Here is a 17,512-nt window from a genome sequence, read left to right as displayed (position 1 = left end):
ATGGCAAAGCCAACGCTTGCTCCTCAATCCCAAGGGCTCGATCCTCGCTTGTATTGCGATTACTCACGCTTAGTACGTTTACAAGCGCAAGCCGAATCCTTCAGCCTGCTGCCTCACTTGAAAGCGGGCAGTGTGCTTTCTGGTCGTCATAACTCATTATTCCGCGGACGTGGTTTGAACTTTGAAGAACTGCGTCACTACCAGCTAGGGGACGACATCCGAAACCTAGATTGGAAAGTCACTATGCGCACGGGCAAGCCTCATGTGCGCAGTTACACCGAAGAAAAAGACCGCAATGTGATTGTTTGTGTTGATCAGCGCAGTGCGATGTTTTTTGCCTCTACCGAGGTCATGAAATCTGTAGTCGCTGCTGAGGTCGCGGCTATGTGTGGTTGGCGAGTATTGAAAGACGGTGACCGAGTCGGATTTGTTATCGCCTCTGACTCTGCTCTATACCACAGCAAAGCCCAGCGTTCGCAAAACGATTTGCTCGCTCAACTGAAGCGACTCTCTCAGGCCAACCAGCGCTTAAATGTGGACTCGTTAGATTCAGACAAAGTGACGTTCAGTAAATGGATTGAGCTCATTAAACGGATGAAGCTAAAACAATCCACGCTGATTTTCATCAGTGATTGGCGCGATTGCGAAGAGCACCACCTTGATCACCTTAAGCAGCTTCAACAGCATAATGACGTGTTAGCGGTGATGGTAAGCGATCCTCTAGAGCAGTCGCTTCCGCAAAATTTGGCGAAAGTGAAATGGGTGATTGGTGATGGTCGTTACCAGCTCAACTTAGACAGCAAAGCCAAAGTCGATGCCGCCAGTGCCAGTTTGGTTGAGAAAGCGCAGTTAAAACGTCAATCACTGGCGCAACTCATGGCAATCAAAAAGCTGCCTCATATCGAAGTCGACACAACAGGTGACCACATTACTCAATTCCAAAAACTCGTTGGAGGCCGATAAATGACAGACTTACACACGCCTCCAAGCACGTATATTCTGCGTGAGCTGCATGACGTCGCGGTGCCAGAAAGCGTAAGCTGGGTGCCACAAACCATTGGTTGGAAGATCCTTGCAATTGTGGGTGCGATTGTACTCATGTATGTCGGCTACCGACTGGCACACCACTGGTGGGATAACCGTTACCGTAAAGAAGCTATTGAAGCGATTTCTCGTTTAACACCAGATGACGCCAGCATGCCGAAAGCGCTGTTCTCGATTCTGAAAATCGTCTTAATCCATCTTGATAGCTCTCATGCTCGCTTGTTTGATACCGCGTTCCTGCGCAAGTTAGATGAGCTTAACCCCAAGCACAAATTGTTTGATGATGAAGTATCTAAGCGATGGCTGCAAAGTATCGTTGACCCAAGTGTTGAACTGGAAAACACAGAGCGTTTACAACTTTTTGAACGTGCAACTGAGTGGGTGAAAGAGCACGATGAGAACGCTCACAACATTGAAAAGCGCACGCTTGCCTACAAAGCGCGTGCATTAAAAGGAGGTCGCCATGGGTGATCTTCTTGCTTCATGGCTTGGCATGAGCAGTTTTGAGTTTGAGCATCCGCTTTGGTTCATCATCTTGCCGCTGCCTTTGGTAGTGTATTTCCTCGTCCCAGCTTACCGCACCAAACAAATGGCCATCAAAGTGCCGTTCTTTAGTCAGCTTGTGGATGCGATTGGTGAAACGCCGTCAGAAGGCGCAAGCCAACTCACTCCGAACTGGTGGCAGCGCGCAACGCTCATCATCTCTTGGCTTTTGGTCGTGACCGCAATGGCAAAGCCGACAGTACTTGGCGAGCCACAGGTGCGTGAAAGCTTAGGCCGCGATGTTATGGTCGTCGTCGATTTGTCTGGCTCAATGGCAGAGCGGGACTTCACATCCAAAACCGGTGAAAAGATCTCTCGTCTCGATGCAGCCAAAGAAGTATTGAGTGACTTTGCCAAAACGCGCAAAGGCGACCGCTTAGGGTTAATCTTGTTTGGCGATGCGGCATTTGTTCAAACCCCTTTCACGCCCGATCAAAAAGTGTGGTTAGAATTGCTTAACCAAACGGATGTGGCGATGGCTGGGCAAAGTACTCACTTAGGTGATGCAATTGGCTTGGCGATTAAGGTGTTTGAGCAAAGTGAAAAGTCGCGTACCGACGTAGAAGAGAACAAAGAGAAAGTCGCCATTGTTCTGACAGATGGTAATGATACAGGAAGCTTCGTTGAGCCGATTGATGCGGCGAAAGTCGCGAAAGCCAAAGATGTACGTATCCACGTGATTGCCATGGGTGATCCACAAACCGTGGGTGAAACTGCACTAGCTATGAATACGATCAAACGTATTGCCAAAGAATCCGGTGGTAAGGCGTTTGAAGCGCTCAACCGTGACGAACTTGCTAAAGCCTATGATGAGATTGGTAAGTTAGAGCCACAGCTTTATGAAAGTACCACTTACCGGCCCAAGCAAAGCTTGCATCATTACTTAATGGCTTTGGTGGTTGCGATGTATTTAACTGCGTTCTCGTTGGCAACATTTAAGCGTCGTCGACTATCAGTGACCAGTGAAGCTTCTGCACAAGCAGACAACGTAGAAGGAGATCGCCATGTTTGATTCTCCTTTCTCTAGCATGGGGTTAGAACAGTTTGTCACACAGTTCCATTTCATTCGTCCAATGTGGCTATTGGCGTTCATCCCGATGTTTCTTTTGCTTTGGTTAAGGTGGCGAGAAGAAGCCAAACCAAGTTGGAAAGACATTCTTCCTGAGCATTTACGTAAAGCACTAACGATTGGCGACTATGGTTGGCGAAAACAACTGCCACTTAAGCTGCTTATGGTGATAGTAGCGATTGCCATCATCATCTGTGCCGGACCTTCTTGGGAGCGCCAAGCTTCTCCTTTTGGTGAAGATAAAGCTTCCATGCTGGTGGTGTTGGACAACAACGATTCAATGTTGCAAAAAGACCTTCCGCCAAGCCGTTTGGAACGTTCTAAGCAAAAGATCCGTGACCTCTTGGCCGCACGAAAAGGTGGCAGCACTGGGTTGGTTGTGTATGCGGGTTCTGCTCATGTCGCAATGCCTGTGACGCAGGACAGCAAAGTATTCGAACCGTTTCTAGCGGCGATAACGCCAGAAATCATGCCGGTTGAAGGTAAACTTGCTGAAACGGCGTTACCTTTGATTGACCAACAATTACAAGGCCAACCGGGTTCTACGGTTCTGTTGGTTACGGATGGCGTGAACCCTGCAACCATTACCGCTTACAAAAACTACTTTGCCGACAAGCCTTATCAATTGCTTATCTTGGCTGCGGGTAACTCGGACATTGTTTCTAACAACCCGGTCGATTTGGACTCGTTGAATAATCTTGCCAGCGCGACTGGTGGGCGCCTTGTGGAAGTGACGGTCGACAACAGCGACATTGAGAAGCTGAATCGTTTTGTTGAGCGAAACATGCAACTCAATGGCGAATCATCCATGCCTTGGAAAGACATGGGCTATCAACTGTTGTTCCCAATTGCGCTCATTATGATGCTTTGGTTCCGCAAAGGCTGGCTAGTGCAATGGTGTGTGGTGGCGATGGTGTCAACGTCTTTGTTTATGACGCCAAAAGCTATGGCGGAAACGGTCTCGCTCAAAGCGGATAAGCCTGAAGTGGTGCAAGAGGTAACCGTCTGGGATAAAGCGTCTCAATGGTGGTGGGATTTATGGCTCACCCCAAATCAGCAAGGACAGCGTTTGTTCAACAAAAACGAATACCTTGAGGCAGCAAAGCACTTTACGGATCCGTTGCGTAAAGGAACAGCTTATTATTACGCAGGCGAATACAAACTGGCTCATACCGCTTTCTTGGAGATGCAAAACGATCCATCAGATGCGGTAAAAGACTATGGCTTGTACAATGCTGCGAGTGCGTTGGCACGTCAACGTGAGTACTTGGCCGCGCGTAATTTGTTGCAAACACTGGCAGACAAAGACACCTTGAGTGAGCAATTGCGACCAGACGTCGAGCACAACCTAAAAGTCATTGGTGGCATTGTCGAAGAGATTAATCGCACCAGTGAAAGCCAAGCGGGGACAACAGACGGACCCGAAGAGTCGTTTGAACTGGGTGACAACCCACAAACGGCAGATGGGGCAGACGAAAAAACCGCGGCTGAATTAATGCTGAAAGAGAAACTCAATGCGAACGAAATCCTTGGTAGCCAAGAACTGGCGGATAAGTGGTTAAAACGTGTAGAGGCCGATCCTAAGTACTTCTTGCGCGCTAAATTCCAAATTCAACTGCGTGAGCCCGTGAAAACGCAGCCACAACCGCAACGACAACAAGAAGAGGAGCAAGCACAATGATGAATGCATTCAAACTTGGTGCTGACTCCGTGGTTGGGCGTTTAAGCACTATCTTGATGGTGTTTACTTTGTTTTTTACTGGTTTGGCGAACGCACAAGACATTCAAGACTTGCAGCGCAGTGATAATGTTGAATTGTTAGCATGGGTTGGTAAGCAGGGAGCAGGGGCCGATACGAAGGAAGCACCTAAGTTCAGTGTGAATGAGCAGGTGATTTTGTACATCGAAGTCGCAACGCCTCGTTGGTTCACAGGTGGTACACGCATTGGTAGCGTAGAAATCCCTAACGTGATTGCAAAGCAGCGTAACCAATTAGCAACCAACTATACCGAGCGCAAAGGGGGGCAAACGTGGTCTCGTCAGCGTTGGGAAATAACCTTGTATCCGCAAGCCTCGGGACAATTTGTAACTCCACCGGTCGCCGTTGGTGTGCAAGTCTCTGCGCCTGATGGTTCGAAGGTCGCTGGTACGCTTTATACGCAGCCAATTAAGTTTGAAGCGTCTATGCCTTCTGGATTGCTCAGTGATGACTCTGCATGGTTTACCGCGACTAAGGTGAGTGTGGATCAGAAATGGACAACGTCTAACGATGAGCTGAAAGTCGGTGATGCAATCACTCGCACCATAACGATCAATGCACAAGACAGTTTGTCAGTATTGCTTCCAGACTTGTTATCCAATGATTCTACTGCCAGCTATCAAGCATACCCTCAACCAAACCGCTTAGACGATAAGCAAACGCGTGGCGATTACCAATCGAGTCGTATCGAAGAAAGCGTATATGTGATCCAACAGGGCGGTGAGTTCACCTTGCCTGAACACAAGTTCCAATGGTGGAATAGCAAGAGTAAAGCGCTGGAAACGGTGGTGATTGAGGGTAAGACCTTCAAAGCCAAGCATACATTCAAATCCTTTGTTAGAGCTTATTCTGGGTGGTTGATTGGCAGCGCAGTGACGCTATTTGTTCTCGTTATCGCCGCCTTGAGCATTCACCGTTATTATCGTTCTCGTCCTACGCCGCCATGGTTGGTGTTCAGACGAATGGTGAAAGCGAATCGATGGGGCGCTGCTCGAGCAAGCTTGTATAAGCAGCTGAGAAGCAACACAGGTGGTCTTGAAATGAGTAAAGCCAGTGACACTGACGTTTGGCAGAAGCGTTCACAGCGCCTACAAGAGGGGCAGGAGGATGCAAGCTTGATGAATGCGCTTTGGAAAGGGATACAAGCGCTGAAGCCAAAACGCCTCAAGTGGGCGATACCAAAGGCTTTGCCGCAACTCGATAAGCAGACAAGTAATAAGAAATAAAAACGAAAAAGGACGCTGATTCAGCGTCCTTTTTTTGTTCTTTTTAATCGCAATAAGTACATGAAATGTCTATTTTAACGTGCTACAAATGACGCAAAGAAATAATATATTTCACATATATTTAATTCTTATCTTTTAAGTTTCTATTTAAAAGCTATTTCATTGCAATATTAAACAGGTTTATTAGTAGGCTATATATTAATGTCGGTATATTTTAAAATTATATAACCTATAAATCACTTTAACTCCTTTCGTGATGGAGTGTCACTTCCATGTGACAAGCTTTTCGTCTTAACCCTGATAAAGACGGCTTAATCAATGTATATTTCATTTTTGGAATGTTCAAATAAAATAACACTTCAAAAATGGAATGATAATTTGCAAGTTTTTCGATTCAGATTATTAAAATTATCGGTGTATATTTCTTGGGAAACGGAAATACGGAGTGGTTCCGTTTTGATTTATTAATATGTGAACAATAATTATCAGGTTAAATTAATTCTGTGAGTAGGTTTTATCAGAATATAATTTGTAGTCACTTGGCTGATGTATTTTGTGAAGTTTAATTATCAGAAGTTTAATTCGAAATTATTTTAAAGGGTGATTTATGGAAGCTAATATTCACGACGATCCAATATTGGTAGCTGGTAAAAGGATTCTTATTGCTCAAGCAACTTTGGGTCTGGTATTCATCGCGTATGAATACATGCGAAGTGGATCTCTAAGTGCTGAGTCAGCGATTACTGGGGTGCTCATCGCGATTCTACCATCTCTGTTCGGCATGGTATTCGCGTCCATTAAATCTAGGGTGAAACCAGAAGAGAGTTTGCGTGACCTCATGCATCTGAGTCGAAATATCAAAGTCATCTACACCATTGTAATGTTTGTTTTGACGTTTCGATTTATGGCTCTTCGCAACATCGTGGTCCTGATAGGCTTTTGTGTGACGATGTTTGGTCACTTCTTAACGCCGCTGTTCAGAGACCGCTTCGAAAGGAAGGCATAAATGGATACTGTCCAGTCCGCTCATGAGTATATTGAGCACCACCTGACCTTTCTCACCACCGGAAACGGATGGTTTGGAATTAACCTTGATTCCATGATCATGGTTTGGTTGACGGGACTTGTTTTCATCCTTTCATTCCGCTTTGCGGTGACGAAAGGAACGAAAGGAGTTCCGGGACGATTCCAGTGTTTGATCGAGATGGTATTTGAGTTCGTCGATAATATCGTAAAAGAAATATTTCTAGCTAAAGACAAGATTATAGGCCCTTTAGCTCTGACAATATTTGTTTGGGTATTATTAATGAATGCCGTTGATTTGTTGCCGGTTGATTTGATTCCAGCGCTGACTCGTTCAGTAGGTGTCGAGCACTTCCGTGACTTACCTTCAGCCGACGTCAATATTACGATGTCGATGGCATTAGGCGTATTTATTTTGGTTTTAGGTTATACGTTTAAAAACAAAGGTGTGAAAGGGTTTATTAAAGAGTTAACTACTCAACCATTTTCTCATCCTCTGTTATACCCAGTGAACTTAGTTCTTGAATTGGTAACATTAATTTCTAAACCAATATCTTTAGGTCTTCGATTATTTGGCAATATGTACGCAGGTGAAATGATATTCATACTAATTGCGTTAATGCCATGGTGGATGCAATGGGCACTTAGTGTTCCTTGGGCACTATTCCACATACTAATTGTTGTGCTTCAAGCATTTATTTTTATGGTTCTGACCGTGGTTTACCTCGGAATGGCTGTTGAAGAGCACTAAATCAAAAAATTTATTTCTTAATTAAAAAATTCAATTCTAGGAGTTGTTATGGATATCGTTAGCGCAGTTCTTTACGTGGCGGGTGCATTGCTGATTGGTCTTGGTGCAGCGGGTGCCGCATCGGGTATCGGTAACCTTGCAGGTAAATACCTTGAAGGGGTCGCTCGTCAACCTGATTTAACCCCAATGCTTCGTACTCAGTTCTTCATCATGATGGGTCTTGTGGACGCGGTGCCAATGATTGGTGTGGGTATCGGTTTGTACATCATCTTCGCTGTAGCGTAATTCGAATTAATCAATTTCATAACGTTATAGAAGAGAGGGTGCTATGAACTTAAATGCCTCAATGTTTGGTCAGGCGATCTCCTTCGTGATTTTCGTTTGGCTTTGCATGAAATATGTCTGGCCACCACTTGTAAAACTGATTGATGAGCGTCGTGCTGAAATTGCTCAAGGTCTTGAACAAACTGAAAAAGCAGCAAAAGAGTTGGAACTGGCAAAAGCGAATGGTGAAGCGCTACTGACAGAAGCTCGCTCTAAAGCTCAGGCCATCATCAACCAAGGTAAGCAACGTCAAGATCAAATGGTTGCAGACGCCGTTGAACTGGCAAAGCAAGAGAAAGCGCGCATTGTCGCAGAAGGCAAAGCAGAAGTGGAAAGCGAGCGCAGCAAAGTTCGCCAAGAGCTGAAAGATGAAATGGCGGATCTGGTGATTGAGAGTGCCAGTAAGCTGATAAATCGCAATCTGGATAGCTCGGCTAACCGCGACTTGGTGAACCGCTTCATCAACGAAATGTAGGAGGGCACATGTCCGATTTGACAATAGTGGCTCAACCCTACGCGAAAGCGGCGTTTGATTACGCTCGTGACGCAGAGTGCTTGGATGACTGGCAACAGATGTTTGCCATTACTCAAGTCATCATGGAACAACCAAACACACTTCTGATTCTGGATGATCTCAGTGAAGAAGGCTCGGAACAGCCATTACTGGATTTGATTCTTCACGCTGGTGGCGAATGGCTAAATCAAAGTTTCGAGAACTTTCTTCGCATTATGGAAGAGAGCAAGCGTTTAAAAGCGCTGGGAGAAGTGGCGGTTCAGTTCTTTGAAATGAAAGCCGAATACGAGCGAACCATGACAGTAACAGTGCGTGCTTCAGAACCTCTGGATGAGGAACAAATGGCAAGGCTTAAACAAGCATTAACCGAAAAATACGGTAAAGCCATTACGTTAGAAACACAACTGGATCCATCCCTTGTAGGTGGTGTGGTAATCACAGCAGGACAGACCGTGTATGACGGCAGTGTTCTTACCAATCTCAGCCGATTGGCGACCAACCTACATGTGTAACGGGGTATAGAAATGCAATTAAATTCAAATGAAATTAGTGAATTAATCAGAGAGCGAATTGATAACTTCAACCTCGAAAGTGAAGCGAGAAATGAAGGTACTATCGTCTCTGTCAGTGACGGTATCATCACAATTCACGGCCTTGCGGATGTTATGCAAGGTGAGATGCTAGAACTGCCAGATAACCGCTTTGCGTTGGCACTGAACTTAGAGCGTCATTCCGTTGGTGCCGTTGTGATGGGCCCATATGCGGACTTGTCAGAAGGGATGAAGGTAAAAGGCACGGGTCGTATTCTTGAGGTGCCAGTCGGTAACGGTCTGCTAGGTCGTGTAGTGAACACGCTAGGTCAGCCCATTGATGGCAAAGGTACTGTATCGTTTGAACGTATGGACCCTGTGGAAGTCATTGCCCCAGGCGTAATCGACCGTAAGTCTGTCGACCAGCCAATCCAAACTGGTTACAAAGCGGTAGACTCCATGGTGCCAATCGGTCGTGGTCAACGTGAGTTGATCATCGGTGACCGTCAGACAGGTAAAACCGCAATGGCGATTGATGCCATCATCAACCAAAAAGAACTGGGCGTTAAATGTATTTACGTCGCAATTGGTCAAAAAGCATCGACCATTGCCAACGTGGTTCGCAAGCTAGAAGAACACGGAGCACTAGAGAACACCATTGTTGTGGTTGCGTCAGCATCAGAAGCCGCAGCGCTGCAATACCTAGCGCCATACGCAGGTTGTACCATGGGCGAATACTTCCGTGACCGTGGTGAAGATGCGCTGATTGTCTATGATGATCTATCAAAACAAGCGGTGGCTTACCGTCAAATCTCACTACTCCTAAAACGTCCACCAGGTCGTGAAGCCTTCCCAGGTGATGTTTTCTACCTCCACTCACGTCTATTAGAACGTGCAGCACGTGTTAACGAAGAATACGTTGAGCGATTCACTAACGGTGAAGTAAAAGGCAAAACAGGTTCTCTAACCGCACTGCCAATCATCGAAACCCAAGCGGGTGACGTATCGGCGTTCGTACCAACCAACGTAATCTCGATTACTGATGGTCAAATCTTCCTACAGACTCAGCTATTCAACTCAGGCTTACGTCCAGCGGTTGATCCAGGTATTTCGGTATCTCGTGTAGGTGGTGCAGCGCAAACCAAAGTGATCAAGAAGCTGTCGGGTGGTATTCGTACCGCGTTGGCGCAATACCGTGAATTGGCCGCATTTGCTCAGTTCTCTTCTGACCTAGATGAAGCGACACGTCGTCAGCTTGACCACGGTGAGAAAGTCACTGAACTCATGAAGCAAAAACAATACGCACCAATGACGGTCGCAGAGCAAGCGTTGGCGATTTTTGCTGCAGAGAAAGGTTTCCTCAATGATGTGGCACTAAATCAAGTGTCTCGTTATGAAGAAGAGCTGATGGCATTTGGTCGAACTAACGCACAACCACTACTCGATAAAATCAACCAAACTGGTGATTACAACGATGAGATTGAGAGTGAATTGAACAGCTTGCTGACAGAGTTCACTGCGCTGCAATCGTAGGACCACTAACAGGAGTCCGTTATGGCAAATACCAAAGAGATTCGCACCAAAATTGCTAGCGTGAGTAGCACGCAAAAAATTACGAGTGCAATGCAAATGGTCGCCGCCAGCAAGATGCGCAAAGTGCAGGAGAACATGCAGGCGTCCCGTCCTTACGCGGAGAACATGCGTAAGGTTATCGGTCACGTCTCGTCCGGTACGCTGGAGTACAGCCATCCTTTCCTTCAAGAACGCGAAGTGAAGCGAGTGGCTTACATCATCATCTCATCCGATCGGGGTTTGTGTGGTGGCCTGAACAGTAATTTGTTCAAAAAAGTATTGGCAGAAATGCAGGACTGGCAAGAGAAGGGCGTTGAAGTAGATACGACGCTCATTGGTTCGAAAGCAATCAGCTTTTTCCAGTCCCTCGGGAAAGTAATGGCGCAAACTTCTGGCCTTGGTGATGCACCAAAACTAGAAGACATGTTGGGCGCGGTTAACGCCATGATGGAGCACTACTCCGAAGGCAAAATCTACCGCTTGTTCCTCGTTTACAACCAGTTTGTAAACACCATGGTGCAAAAGCCAACGGTACTGCAAATGCTGCCGTTCCCGAAAGAAGACATTTCACGTGATAAAGAAGCTCGTTGGGATTACCTCTACGAGCAGTCTCCTCAAGACATTCTCGACCACTTGATTCAACGTTATGTCGAATCGCTGGTTTATCAGGGTGTGGTTGAGAGCATCGCTTGTGAGCAAGCCGCGCGGATGATGGCAATGTCAGCCGCGACTGATAACGCAGCGCAACTTATTGAAGACCTACAACTGGTTTACAACAAAGCGCGCCAAGCGGCGATTACTCAAGAGTTGAGTGAAATTGTATCCGGCGCGCAAGCGGTTTAGAGAGAGAATTTGAGGTTTAGATTATGAGTATTGGCAAAATCGTCAAAGTCATCGGTGCGGTGGTAGATGTCGAGTTCGAACAAGGTGAAGGCCCGAAAGTCTACGATGCACTGAAAGTAAACGATGGCAGCAACGGCTCACTGATGCTGGAAGTGCAGCAACAGTTGGGCGGCGGTGTGGTTCGCTGTATCGCAATGGGGTCTTCTGACGGCCTTAAACGTGGGCTGGAAGTCGAATCAACAGGCCATCCGATCACGGTTCCTGTTGGTGAAGAAACCCTAGGTCGTATCATGAACGTGTTGGGTCATCCAATCGATGAGTGTGGTCCTATTGGCGAGCAAGTGTCTTACGAGATTCACCGTGAAGCACCGAGCTATGAAGAACAATCAAGTAGCACTGAGTTGCTCGAAACGGGTGTTAAAGTTATCGATTTGATTTGCCCGTTCGCGAAGGGCGGTAAGATCGGCCTGTTCGGTGGTGCGGGTGTAGGTAAGACGGTAAACATGATGGAGCTTATCAATAACATTGCTAAAGCTCACTCAGGTTTGTCGGTATTTACCGGTGTAGGTGAACGTACTCGTGAGGGTAACGACTTCTACTACGAAATGAAGGAAGCGGGTGTTCTGGACAAAGTAGCCATGGTTTACGGTCAGATGAACGAGCCACCGGGTAACCGTCTACGTGTTGCGCTAACAGGCTTGACCATCGCAGAGCGTTTTCGTGATGAAGGCCGTGACGTACTGTTGTTCGTGGATAATATTTACCGTTATACGTTGGCTGGTACAGAAGTTTCTGCATTGCTTGGTCGTATGCCATCTGCGGTAGGTTACCAACCAACACTGGCAGAAGAGATGGGTGTGCTTCAAGAGCGTATCACGTCGACTAAAAATGGTTCTATCACCTCTATCCAAGCGGTTTATGTGCCTGCGGATGACTTGACTGACCCGTCTCCTGCAACCACATTTGCGCACTTGGATGCGACAGTGGTACTTAACCGAAACATCGCGGCAATGGGCTTATACCCAGCGATTGACCCGTTAGATTCGACGTCTCGTCAATTGGACCCATTAGTAGTAGGTCAAGAGCATTACGACATCGCTCGTGGTGTGCAGCAGACATTACAACGCTACAAAGAATTGAAAGACATCATCGCCATTTTAGGCATGGATGAACTGTCTGAAGACGACAAACAAGTGGTATCACGTGCTCGTAAGATTGAACGTTTCCTTACTCAGCCATACCACGTAGCAGAGGTATTTACTGGCGACCCAGGTGTTTACGTTTCTCTTGCCGATACAATTCGCGGCTTTAAGGGGTTGTTAGCGGGTGAATACGACGATATACCTGAGCAAGCGTTTATGTATTGCGGCAGCATTGATGAAGTGCTTGAAAAAGCGAACAAACTGTAAAGCGCGGGAGGCACTATGGCCATTGCGGTTACCCAAAGTACGTTTCAACTGAATGTGGTGAGTGCAGAAGGTACTCTCTACTCTGGTCCGGCCCATGCACTTGCTGTCGCTGGTGCGGATGGTGAACTCGGTATTCGTCCGGGCCATTCTCCATTGATCAGTAAAATCAAGCCAGGCGTTGCTCGCATTGTGGGGGATTTATCGAAACCAGAAGAGATCTTATACGTTTCTGGTGGGCTAGTTGAAGTTCAACCGGATGTCGTTACGCTGCTTGCTGACACCGCGTTACACGGTAAGGATATTGATAAAGCTAGGGCGGAAGAAGCCCGCAGAGCGGCGGAAGAAAATATTCGTGCGCACATGGACGACATTAGCTTTGCACAGGCACACATGGAGTTGAACAAGGCATTGGCACAACTTCGTGCAGTTGAACTGACGATGAGAATTCGTTAGCCAACACTTCGGAATGCGGTCTGAAGAGTGAGTACCCAAGTCAACTCGTCGTTCAGGAGGTTGACTTCATTGGGTCTAATTAAAGCGGGGCAACTTCGGTTCGCCCCGTTTTTTATGGAAAAAGGGAGGAGAGTGAATTGTTTGATGAGACAAAACGTATCAGTATTGCAAACACTTTTATATAGCGAGGAAAGCATGCTGGCGTTAGAATCCATCACCCAAATTTTGAATATTGAGAATCAACATCAAATGAGCCAACAATTTATGCTTCGCGCGTTGGAAGTGTCTCGCAACGCGTTGCCTGCTTGTCAACCAAACCCACCTGTCGGCTGTGTACTCGTGAAAGATGGTCAGATTGTGTCAGAGGGGTACACTCAAGCGATTGGTGGTAACCATGCTGAAGTTGAAGCGTTAAAGGCTTATCAAGGTGACTTGAGCGAAGTAACGGCATATGTGACATTAGAGCCTTGTTCTTTTGTTGGGCGAACGCCAGCTTGTGCTGCGACACTCGTTAATTGTGGTATCCAGAAAGTTGTGGTTGCCATGTTAGACCCTGACCCTCGCAATGCAGGTCGTGGTATCGATATGCTCAAGGCTGGTGGTGTCGACGTCGAGGTCGGTTTGTGCGGCGAAGAAGTGAATGCGTTTTTATCGCCTTATTTAGGAAAGTCATAACCTTACTGTGATTACGTTTCTATAAAAGCCCCTAGCGTTTTTGTGAGCGGCATTTCACATTGCCGCTCTGCCCGTTTACTGCTAGCCAGTGCGTCTCAACTGTGTGTTGCGAGATACAGCACCGTGAAAGGTGCAATCAAGCCAAGTGTTGCTGCAATGGTGAAATAGATTAAAAACGCCTTCTTCATTCTGAATTCCTTAGATAGCTAGGCTTCTTTCGTAGCGGCCAACGATATAAGCAACGTAACCAACCTTGAATATACCTGCAAAGACGATCGTGCCGATATGCGCGATGGCTTGTTGGATGATTGAGAAGTGATTTGCGTAAGGAAAGCTGATCAATATTGTTGTGCTCATTATTGCCAACGAAATAACCATTACGATTCCACCAAGCGCTGATACAGTCTTAAATTCCATAATCAAACCCCTTAACATGTATTTTATATACATGTTATAATTTGAGGCGAAAAAGTCAACAAAAAGATTGAAAATAAGGATTAAAAGGATCATTAATAAAGGGGATTGAGTGGATAACTATATAGGCAAAGTTATCAACTAAAGATCGCATTATTGTTCCCGTTCCAAGTGTGACCAATATGAAATAATGCGATTTTTTGGGGATCCATTATGACTTTCTTCGTCAATACACGGTTAAAACTACTTAAAACATGCATAGGTGCTCAAATCCAGTGCTTTGACTCGTTTCAGATCAGACTGTTAGCTAAAATAAAACTAACTCCCCGTTTTATGTTGGCGAAATGAAAAGTACTGATTTAAATCTCATCCCCATTTTTGTGGCAATCTATGAAGAGCAGAACCTATCTAAGGCTGCTGCTCGATTAGATATAAGCCAACCCGCTGTGAGCAAGGCCCTTGCACGCTTGCGTGATATCTATGATGAGCCGTTGTTCCACCGCAGTAATTCTGGCGTTGAGCCGACCAGTTTCGCGATGGATATTTATCCAGCCATGGTAGCGGCGCTAAAAAACTTCACTTCTACACTCTCCGCCTCAAGTAGTTTCGATCCTAAAGTTTCTAATCGTATTTTCTCGATCGCTTGTGTTTCGGTAGCCAGTTATGAGTTGATGCCACAATTAATGCGCCAGATTCGAGAGCATGCCCCAAAAATTACGCTCGAAGTTCACCCACTTTTTACTGAAGATTATGAGAGTGACCTGCGCCTACAGCGCTATGACTTGATCATTGATCTTCCGCCTCGCGGGCGCACCGTACTGAAAATGGAACCGATTTTTTCCGAGCGTTTGATGGTGGTATGCAATGCTGAGCACCCCAGAATTCAAGATACATGTACGGTGAAGCAATTTTTGGCAGAAGAGCACGTTGTGGTGTCTCGTTGGCATGCTAGAAACAGTTTGTTGACGGGAGAAGATATTGAAGACTTGGCGAGTCGCAATATTGTTTATCGCGCCGCAGGGGCAATGGAAATGTTGCCAGTGATCGATGGGAGTGAATACATCGGAATGTTACCGTTTTCGACCATCAACCATTTTTCTAAAACCTATAATATCAAAGCGGTCCCGCTGCCATTTAGTGACAGTGAGCATGATCTTTGTGCAATTTGGCATTCGAGTCGTAGCAATGAAAGCGCCCACCAATGGTTAAGAACGCAAATCAAACAAGCGGGTAAAGCGATTCGATAACGAGGAGTAAGTATGAAGGCAATACGTGCCATTTTAAATGGTAAAAAAGCGGGTACTTCAGAGTTGCGTAACGAGATCTTCCGCATGCGGGAGCAGGGTGTAGATGTTCAAGTTCGCGTGACATGGGAATCTCAAGATATGGCGCGTTTGGTCCGAGAAGCGGTCAATGAAGGCGTTAAGCGTATTGTTGTGGCGGGTGGCGATGGCACTGTTAATGAAGCGGTAACGGCATTAAACCAAATCGAAGTAGATCGCCGACCTGAGCTGGCGATTATTCCGATGGGAACCGCGAATGACTTTGCGACGGCGACGCAAATTCCCACGACGATTCGCGAATCATTAGCGCTGGCGATAAACGGTGATGCTGTGGCAGTCGATAGCGTAAAAGCCAATGATCGTTATTTTATGAATGTTGCGGCTGCAGGGTTTGGTGCAGAAATTACCGCAGAGACGCCCGTAGAGCTGAAGAACTTTCTTGGGGGCGGTGCATACACATTGACGGGATTGGTAAAAGCGCTCGGTTTTAAACCCTACGATGGGACGGTCACGATAAAACAAGGCAGCTATAATGGGGAAATCCTAGTTGGTGCATTCTGTAACAGTCGTTTGGCTGGCGGAGGGCAAGAGCTCGCCCCAAATGCATTCATTGACGACGGTGTTATGGACATCACTCTCGTTCACCCATTTCTGCCTCATGAATTGCCGCAAGTCATTCAGGAAATTCAAAATCCAACCGAACTAGGGCAATTCGTTAAACACACTCAGGCAAGTTGGTTGGAAATCGATTTTCCTAAGTTGTTGCCGCTCAACTTAGATGGTGAGCCTTACCGCTCGAGTAAAATTCGTTTTGATGTTCAAGCTAGAAGCATCAACTTGGTACTTCCACCGAATTGCCCTTGCTTATGTGTCGATTCATAATAAATTTACACTTATACACAAAAGCCACCTAAGTGAGGTGGCTTTGTCGTTTTTAGCGCGGAGAGCTTAGATTTTTTGGATAGTATCAACGTCGATTTGCATTGTTGTCGACTCTGAATCAACTTCACCACGAATCGCGACCTTATCTTGTGGTGATACGTCTTGGCCCATCCAATCTTCGTTGTCGATTTCAACTTGGATTTCGCCCGTCTCATCCTTAAACAAGTAAGTCTCGTCACCTAAGGCTTGGACAATGTTCCCCGTTAACAGAACAAAACTATCGTCAGCGGCATTCTGCGCTTCTTTGACGGTATTAATGGCAGATGTCGTTGGGCCAGTAAAAGCGGCCAACGCAGAGCCTGATAAAAGAGCGAGTGTGGTAGCTAAGATCAGTTTCTTCATGCTAGAGGCTTCCTATATTAAAAGTAGTAGGTTGAACCTACGTTAATCGATGCTGTGTTTGCGTAGCTATCAAGTTGGTACTTCGCGTTTGCGCCGATGGTCAATTGAGGGAAGATTTTGTATTCCGCACCAATAGAGAAGACGGCACCCAACTCGTTATTCTTTTCTGTGCTGTGGAAAAGGGTTTTGCTCATTTCCACATCGTCATTTGAAACCAGTTCGTGCTCTTCGTACTTACCGGCTTTCGATTCGTATTGTGTGTAGCTCAGACCCGCTTTTACTTTGGTGGTCCATTTATCGTTTAATGCATAACTAAACACAGGTGCAAGCGTGATTTGTTTTGCCTTGATGGATGAATCCCATTCCATTTCGCGGTGGTAGTCTTTTCCATCAATATTCTGGATGCCTAGGTTCTTTGAGCGGCTATCTTCTAGTTCAAATTGGTTGTAACCCAGTTCTACTGCCCAAGAGTCGTTGATAGAGTAGCCAACAAAGCCACCAAAAATACCGTCTTCCAATTCAGGGTTTAGATTCACACCGTCAGCGTCAAAAGATGTCTCAAAATCGTGGTCAGTCGTGCCGAATCCATATTCCAAACCTACATAAGGCGCTGCTGCAACAGAGAAAGAGCTTGCCGCTAGGATTGTCAGGAGTGTTCTTGTCATTTTTGTTTTACCTCTTCGTTTTGATGAGAGGCATTGTGTGTGAAGAGTCGTGAAGTGATCGTGAAGAAAAGCCTAACGTTTGAAAATAAAAAACTCCCCATGAAGGGGAGTCTCTCATCTAAAAAGGCCTA

The 17,512-nt window shown here is 46.2% G+C and carries 20 protein-coding genes; 17 read left to right on the top strand and 3 right to left on the bottom strand.

Going from position 1 to position 17,512, the window contains the following annotated elements; genetic code table 11:
• The 15 genes from VJL_RS14175 (at position 1) to VJL_RS14105 (ending at position 13,735) form a co-directional block, all read left to right on the top strand.
• Positions 1-963 (top strand): DUF58 domain-containing protein, encoded by a 963-nt coding sequence (locus VJL_RS14175; protein WP_038878856.1) that lies wholly within the window; start codon positions 1-3, stop codon positions 961-963.
• The gene (locus VJL_RS14170; RefSeq protein WP_038878854.1) at positions 964-1,515 is read left to right on the top strand and encodes a DUF4381 domain-containing protein; all 552 of its coding nucleotides are present in this window, start codon (positions 964-966) and stop codon (positions 1,513-1,515) included.
• On the top strand, positions 1,508-2,599 hold the full coding sequence (locus tag VJL_RS14165; protein ID WP_038878852.1) for a vWA domain-containing protein: 1,092 nt from the start codon (positions 1,508-1,510) through the stop codon (positions 2,597-2,599). The genes VJL_RS14170 and VJL_RS14165 overlap by 8 nt, the downstream gene beginning before the upstream one ends.
• Positions 2,592-4,337, top strand: coding sequence for a vWA domain-containing protein (locus VJL_RS14160; RefSeq protein WP_038878850.1), 1,746 nt, complete (start codon positions 2,592-2,594; stop codon positions 4,335-4,337). Before VJL_RS14165 ends, VJL_RS14160 begins: the two co-directional genes overlap by 8 nt.
• Entirely contained in the window at positions 4,334-5,641 is a 1,308-nt protein-coding gene (locus tag VJL_RS14155) for a BatD family protein (protein WP_038878848.1), read from the top strand. The genes VJL_RS14160 and VJL_RS14155 overlap by 4 nt, the downstream gene beginning before the upstream one ends.
• Positions 5,642-6,248: 607 nt before the next feature.
• On the top strand, positions 6,249-6,647 hold the full coding sequence (locus tag VJL_RS14150) for an ATP synthase subunit I (protein ID WP_005431832.1): 399 nt from the start codon (positions 6,249-6,251) through the stop codon (positions 6,645-6,647).
• Positions 6,648-7,415, top strand: a complete 768-nt coding sequence (gene atpB, locus VJL_RS14145) for a F0F1 ATP synthase subunit A (RefSeq protein ID WP_038867911.1) — start codon at positions 6,648-6,650, stop codon at positions 7,413-7,415.
• 48 nt (positions 7,416-7,463) lie between these two features.
• Positions 7,464-7,700, top strand: coding sequence for a F0F1 ATP synthase subunit C (gene atpE, locus VJL_RS14140; RefSeq protein WP_004730405.1), 237 nt, complete (start codon positions 7,464-7,466; stop codon positions 7,698-7,700).
• Positions 7,701-7,743: 43 nt separating this feature from the next.
• Complete coding sequence (locus tag VJL_RS14135) at positions 7,744-8,214, top strand: F0F1 ATP synthase subunit B (RefSeq protein WP_038867908.1); 471 nt, start codon at positions 7,744-7,746, stop codon at positions 8,212-8,214.
• Between the two features lie 8 nt (positions 8,215-8,222).
• On the top strand, positions 8,223-8,765 hold the full coding sequence (locus VJL_RS14130) for a F0F1 ATP synthase subunit delta (protein WP_038867906.1): 543 nt from the start codon (positions 8,223-8,225) through the stop codon (positions 8,763-8,765).
• 12 nt (positions 8,766-8,777) lie between these two features.
• Complete coding sequence (gene atpA / locus VJL_RS14125; protein WP_038878846.1) at positions 8,778-10,316, top strand: F0F1 ATP synthase subunit alpha; 1,539 nt, start codon at positions 8,778-8,780, stop codon at positions 10,314-10,316.
• Between the two features lie 21 nt (positions 10,317-10,337).
• Positions 10,338-11,198: a F0F1 ATP synthase subunit gamma gene (gene atpG, locus VJL_RS14120; protein ID WP_038878844.1), complete on the top strand. Its 861-nt coding sequence runs from the start codon at positions 10,338-10,340 to the stop codon at positions 11,196-11,198.
• Positions 11,199-11,221: 23 nt separating this feature from the next.
• On the top strand, positions 11,222-12,607 hold the full coding sequence (atpD, locus tag VJL_RS14115) for a F0F1 ATP synthase subunit beta (RefSeq protein ID WP_038878841.1): 1,386 nt from the start codon (positions 11,222-11,224) through the stop codon (positions 12,605-12,607).
• Between the two features lie 15 nt (positions 12,608-12,622).
• Positions 12,623-13,060, top strand: coding sequence for a F0F1 ATP synthase subunit epsilon (locus tag VJL_RS14110; protein WP_038878839.1), 438 nt, complete (start codon positions 12,623-12,625; stop codon positions 13,058-13,060).
• A gap of 249 nt (positions 13,061-13,309) precedes the next feature.
• Positions 13,310-13,735: a bifunctional diaminohydroxyphosphoribosylaminopyrimidine deaminase/5-amino-6-(5-phosphoribosylamino)uracil reductase RibD gene (locus VJL_RS14105; protein ID WP_038878885.1), complete on the top strand. Its 426-nt coding sequence runs from the start codon at positions 13,310-13,312 to the stop codon at positions 13,733-13,735.
• A 198-nt stretch (positions 13,736-13,933) separates the two neighbouring features.
• Here the strand turns inward: VJL_RS14105 and VJL_RS14100 are convergent, their stop codons facing one another.
• Positions 13,934-14,152, bottom strand: a complete 219-nt coding sequence (locus VJL_RS14100) for a hypothetical protein (protein WP_050568846.1) — start codon at positions 14,150-14,152, stop codon at positions 13,934-13,936.
• 341 nt (positions 14,153-14,493) lie between these two features.
• Here VJL_RS14100 and VJL_RS14095 point away from each other — a divergent pair, with 341 nt between their 5' ends.
• Both VJL_RS14095 and yegS read left to right on the top strand, forming a co-directional pair.
• Positions 14,494-15,396 (top strand): LysR family transcriptional regulator, encoded by a 903-nt coding sequence (locus tag VJL_RS14095; protein ID WP_038867898.1) that lies wholly within the window; start codon positions 14,494-14,496, stop codon positions 15,394-15,396.
• Between the two features lie 12 nt (positions 15,397-15,408).
• Positions 15,409-16,314, top strand: coding sequence for a lipid kinase YegS (gene yegS, locus VJL_RS14090; protein WP_038878838.1), 906 nt, complete (start codon positions 15,409-15,411; stop codon positions 16,312-16,314).
• A gap of 66 nt (positions 16,315-16,380) precedes the next feature.
• On the opposite strand, the gene VJL_RS14085 is transcribed toward yegS, so the two are convergent.
• The gene (locus VJL_RS14085; protein ID WP_038878837.1) at positions 16,381-16,716 is read right to left on the bottom strand and encodes a YgiW/YdeI family stress tolerance OB fold protein; all 336 of its coding nucleotides are present in this window, start codon (positions 16,714-16,716) and stop codon (positions 16,381-16,383) included.
• A gap of 17 nt (positions 16,717-16,733) precedes the next feature.
• Positions 16,734-17,381: an AcfA family outer membrane beta-barrel protein gene (locus VJL_RS14080; protein WP_038878835.1), complete on the bottom strand. Its 648-nt coding sequence runs from the start codon at positions 17,379-17,381 to the stop codon at positions 16,734-16,736.
• Between the last annotated feature and the right edge of the window lie 131 nt (positions 17,382-17,512).

This window comes from Vibrio jasicida CAIM 1864 = LMG 25398, assembly GCF_000400365.1.
In the GTDB taxonomy this organism is placed as follows: Bacteria; Pseudomonadota; Gammaproteobacteria; order Enterobacterales; family Vibrionaceae; genus Vibrio; species Vibrio jasicida.
This window is presented reverse-complemented; position numbering and strand designations above follow the sequence as displayed.

Bases quoted from the DNA above. Each gene is read 5' to 3' on its own strand.
- atpB (WP_038867911.1), top strand. From the start codon at position 6,648: ATGGATACTGTCCAGTCCGCTCATGAGTATATTGAGCACCACCTGACC.
- yegS (WP_038878838.1), top strand. From the start codon at position 15,409: ATGAAGGCAATACGTGCCATTTTAAATGGTAAAAAAGCGGGTACTTCA.
- atpG (WP_038878844.1), top strand. From the start codon at position 10,338: ATGGCAAATACCAAAGAGATTCGCACCAAAATTGCTAGCGTGAGTAGC.
- VJL_RS14110 (WP_038878839.1), top strand. From the start codon at position 12,623: ATGGCCATTGCGGTTACCCAAAGTACGTTTCAACTGAATGTGGTGAGT.
- VJL_RS14165 (WP_038878852.1), top strand. From the start codon at position 1,508: ATGGGTGATCTTCTTGCTTCATGGCTTGGCATGAGCAGTTTTGAGTTT.
- atpE (WP_004730405.1), top strand. From the start codon at position 7,464: ATGGATATCGTTAGCGCAGTTCTTTACGTGGCGGGTGCATTGCTGATT.
- VJL_RS14155 (WP_038878848.1), top strand. From the start codon at position 4,334: ATGATGAATGCATTCAAACTTGGTGCTGACTCCGTGGTTGGGCGTTTA.
- VJL_RS14080 (WP_038878835.1), bottom strand. From the start codon at position 17,381: ATGACAAGAACACTCCTGACAATCCTAGCGGCAAGCTCTTTCTCTGTT.
- VJL_RS14085 (WP_038878837.1), bottom strand. From the start codon at position 16,716: ATGAAGAAACTGATCTTAGCTACCACACTCGCTCTTTTATCAGGCTCT.
- VJL_RS14135 (WP_038867908.1), top strand. From the start codon at position 7,744: ATGAACTTAAATGCCTCAATGTTTGGTCAGGCGATCTCCTTCGTGATT.
- VJL_RS14175 (WP_038878856.1), top strand. From the start codon at position 1: ATGGCAAAGCCAACGCTTGCTCCTCAATCCCAAGGGCTCGATCCTCGC.
- VJL_RS14150 (WP_005431832.1), top strand. From the start codon at position 6,249: ATGGAAGCTAATATTCACGACGATCCAATATTGGTAGCTGGTAAAAGG.
- VJL_RS14130 (WP_038867906.1), top strand. From the start codon at position 8,223: ATGTCCGATTTGACAATAGTGGCTCAACCCTACGCGAAAGCGGCGTTT.
- atpA (WP_038878846.1), top strand. From the start codon at position 8,778: ATGCAATTAAATTCAAATGAAATTAGTGAATTAATCAGAGAGCGAATT.
- VJL_RS14100 (WP_050568846.1), bottom strand. From the start codon at position 14,152: ATGGAATTTAAGACTGTATCAGCGCTTGGTGGAATCGTAATGGTTATT.
- VJL_RS14160 (WP_038878850.1), top strand. From the start codon at position 2,592: ATGTTTGATTCTCCTTTCTCTAGCATGGGGTTAGAACAGTTTGTCACA.
- VJL_RS14095 (WP_038867898.1), top strand. From the start codon at position 14,494: ATGAAAAGTACTGATTTAAATCTCATCCCCATTTTTGTGGCAATCTAT.
- atpD (WP_038878841.1), top strand. From the start codon at position 11,222: ATGAGTATTGGCAAAATCGTCAAAGTCATCGGTGCGGTGGTAGATGTC.
- VJL_RS14105 (WP_038878885.1), top strand. From the start codon at position 13,310: ATGAGCCAACAATTTATGCTTCGCGCGTTGGAAGTGTCTCGCAACGCG.
- VJL_RS14170 (WP_038878854.1), top strand. From the start codon at position 964: ATGACAGACTTACACACGCCTCCAAGCACGTATATTCTGCGTGAGCTG.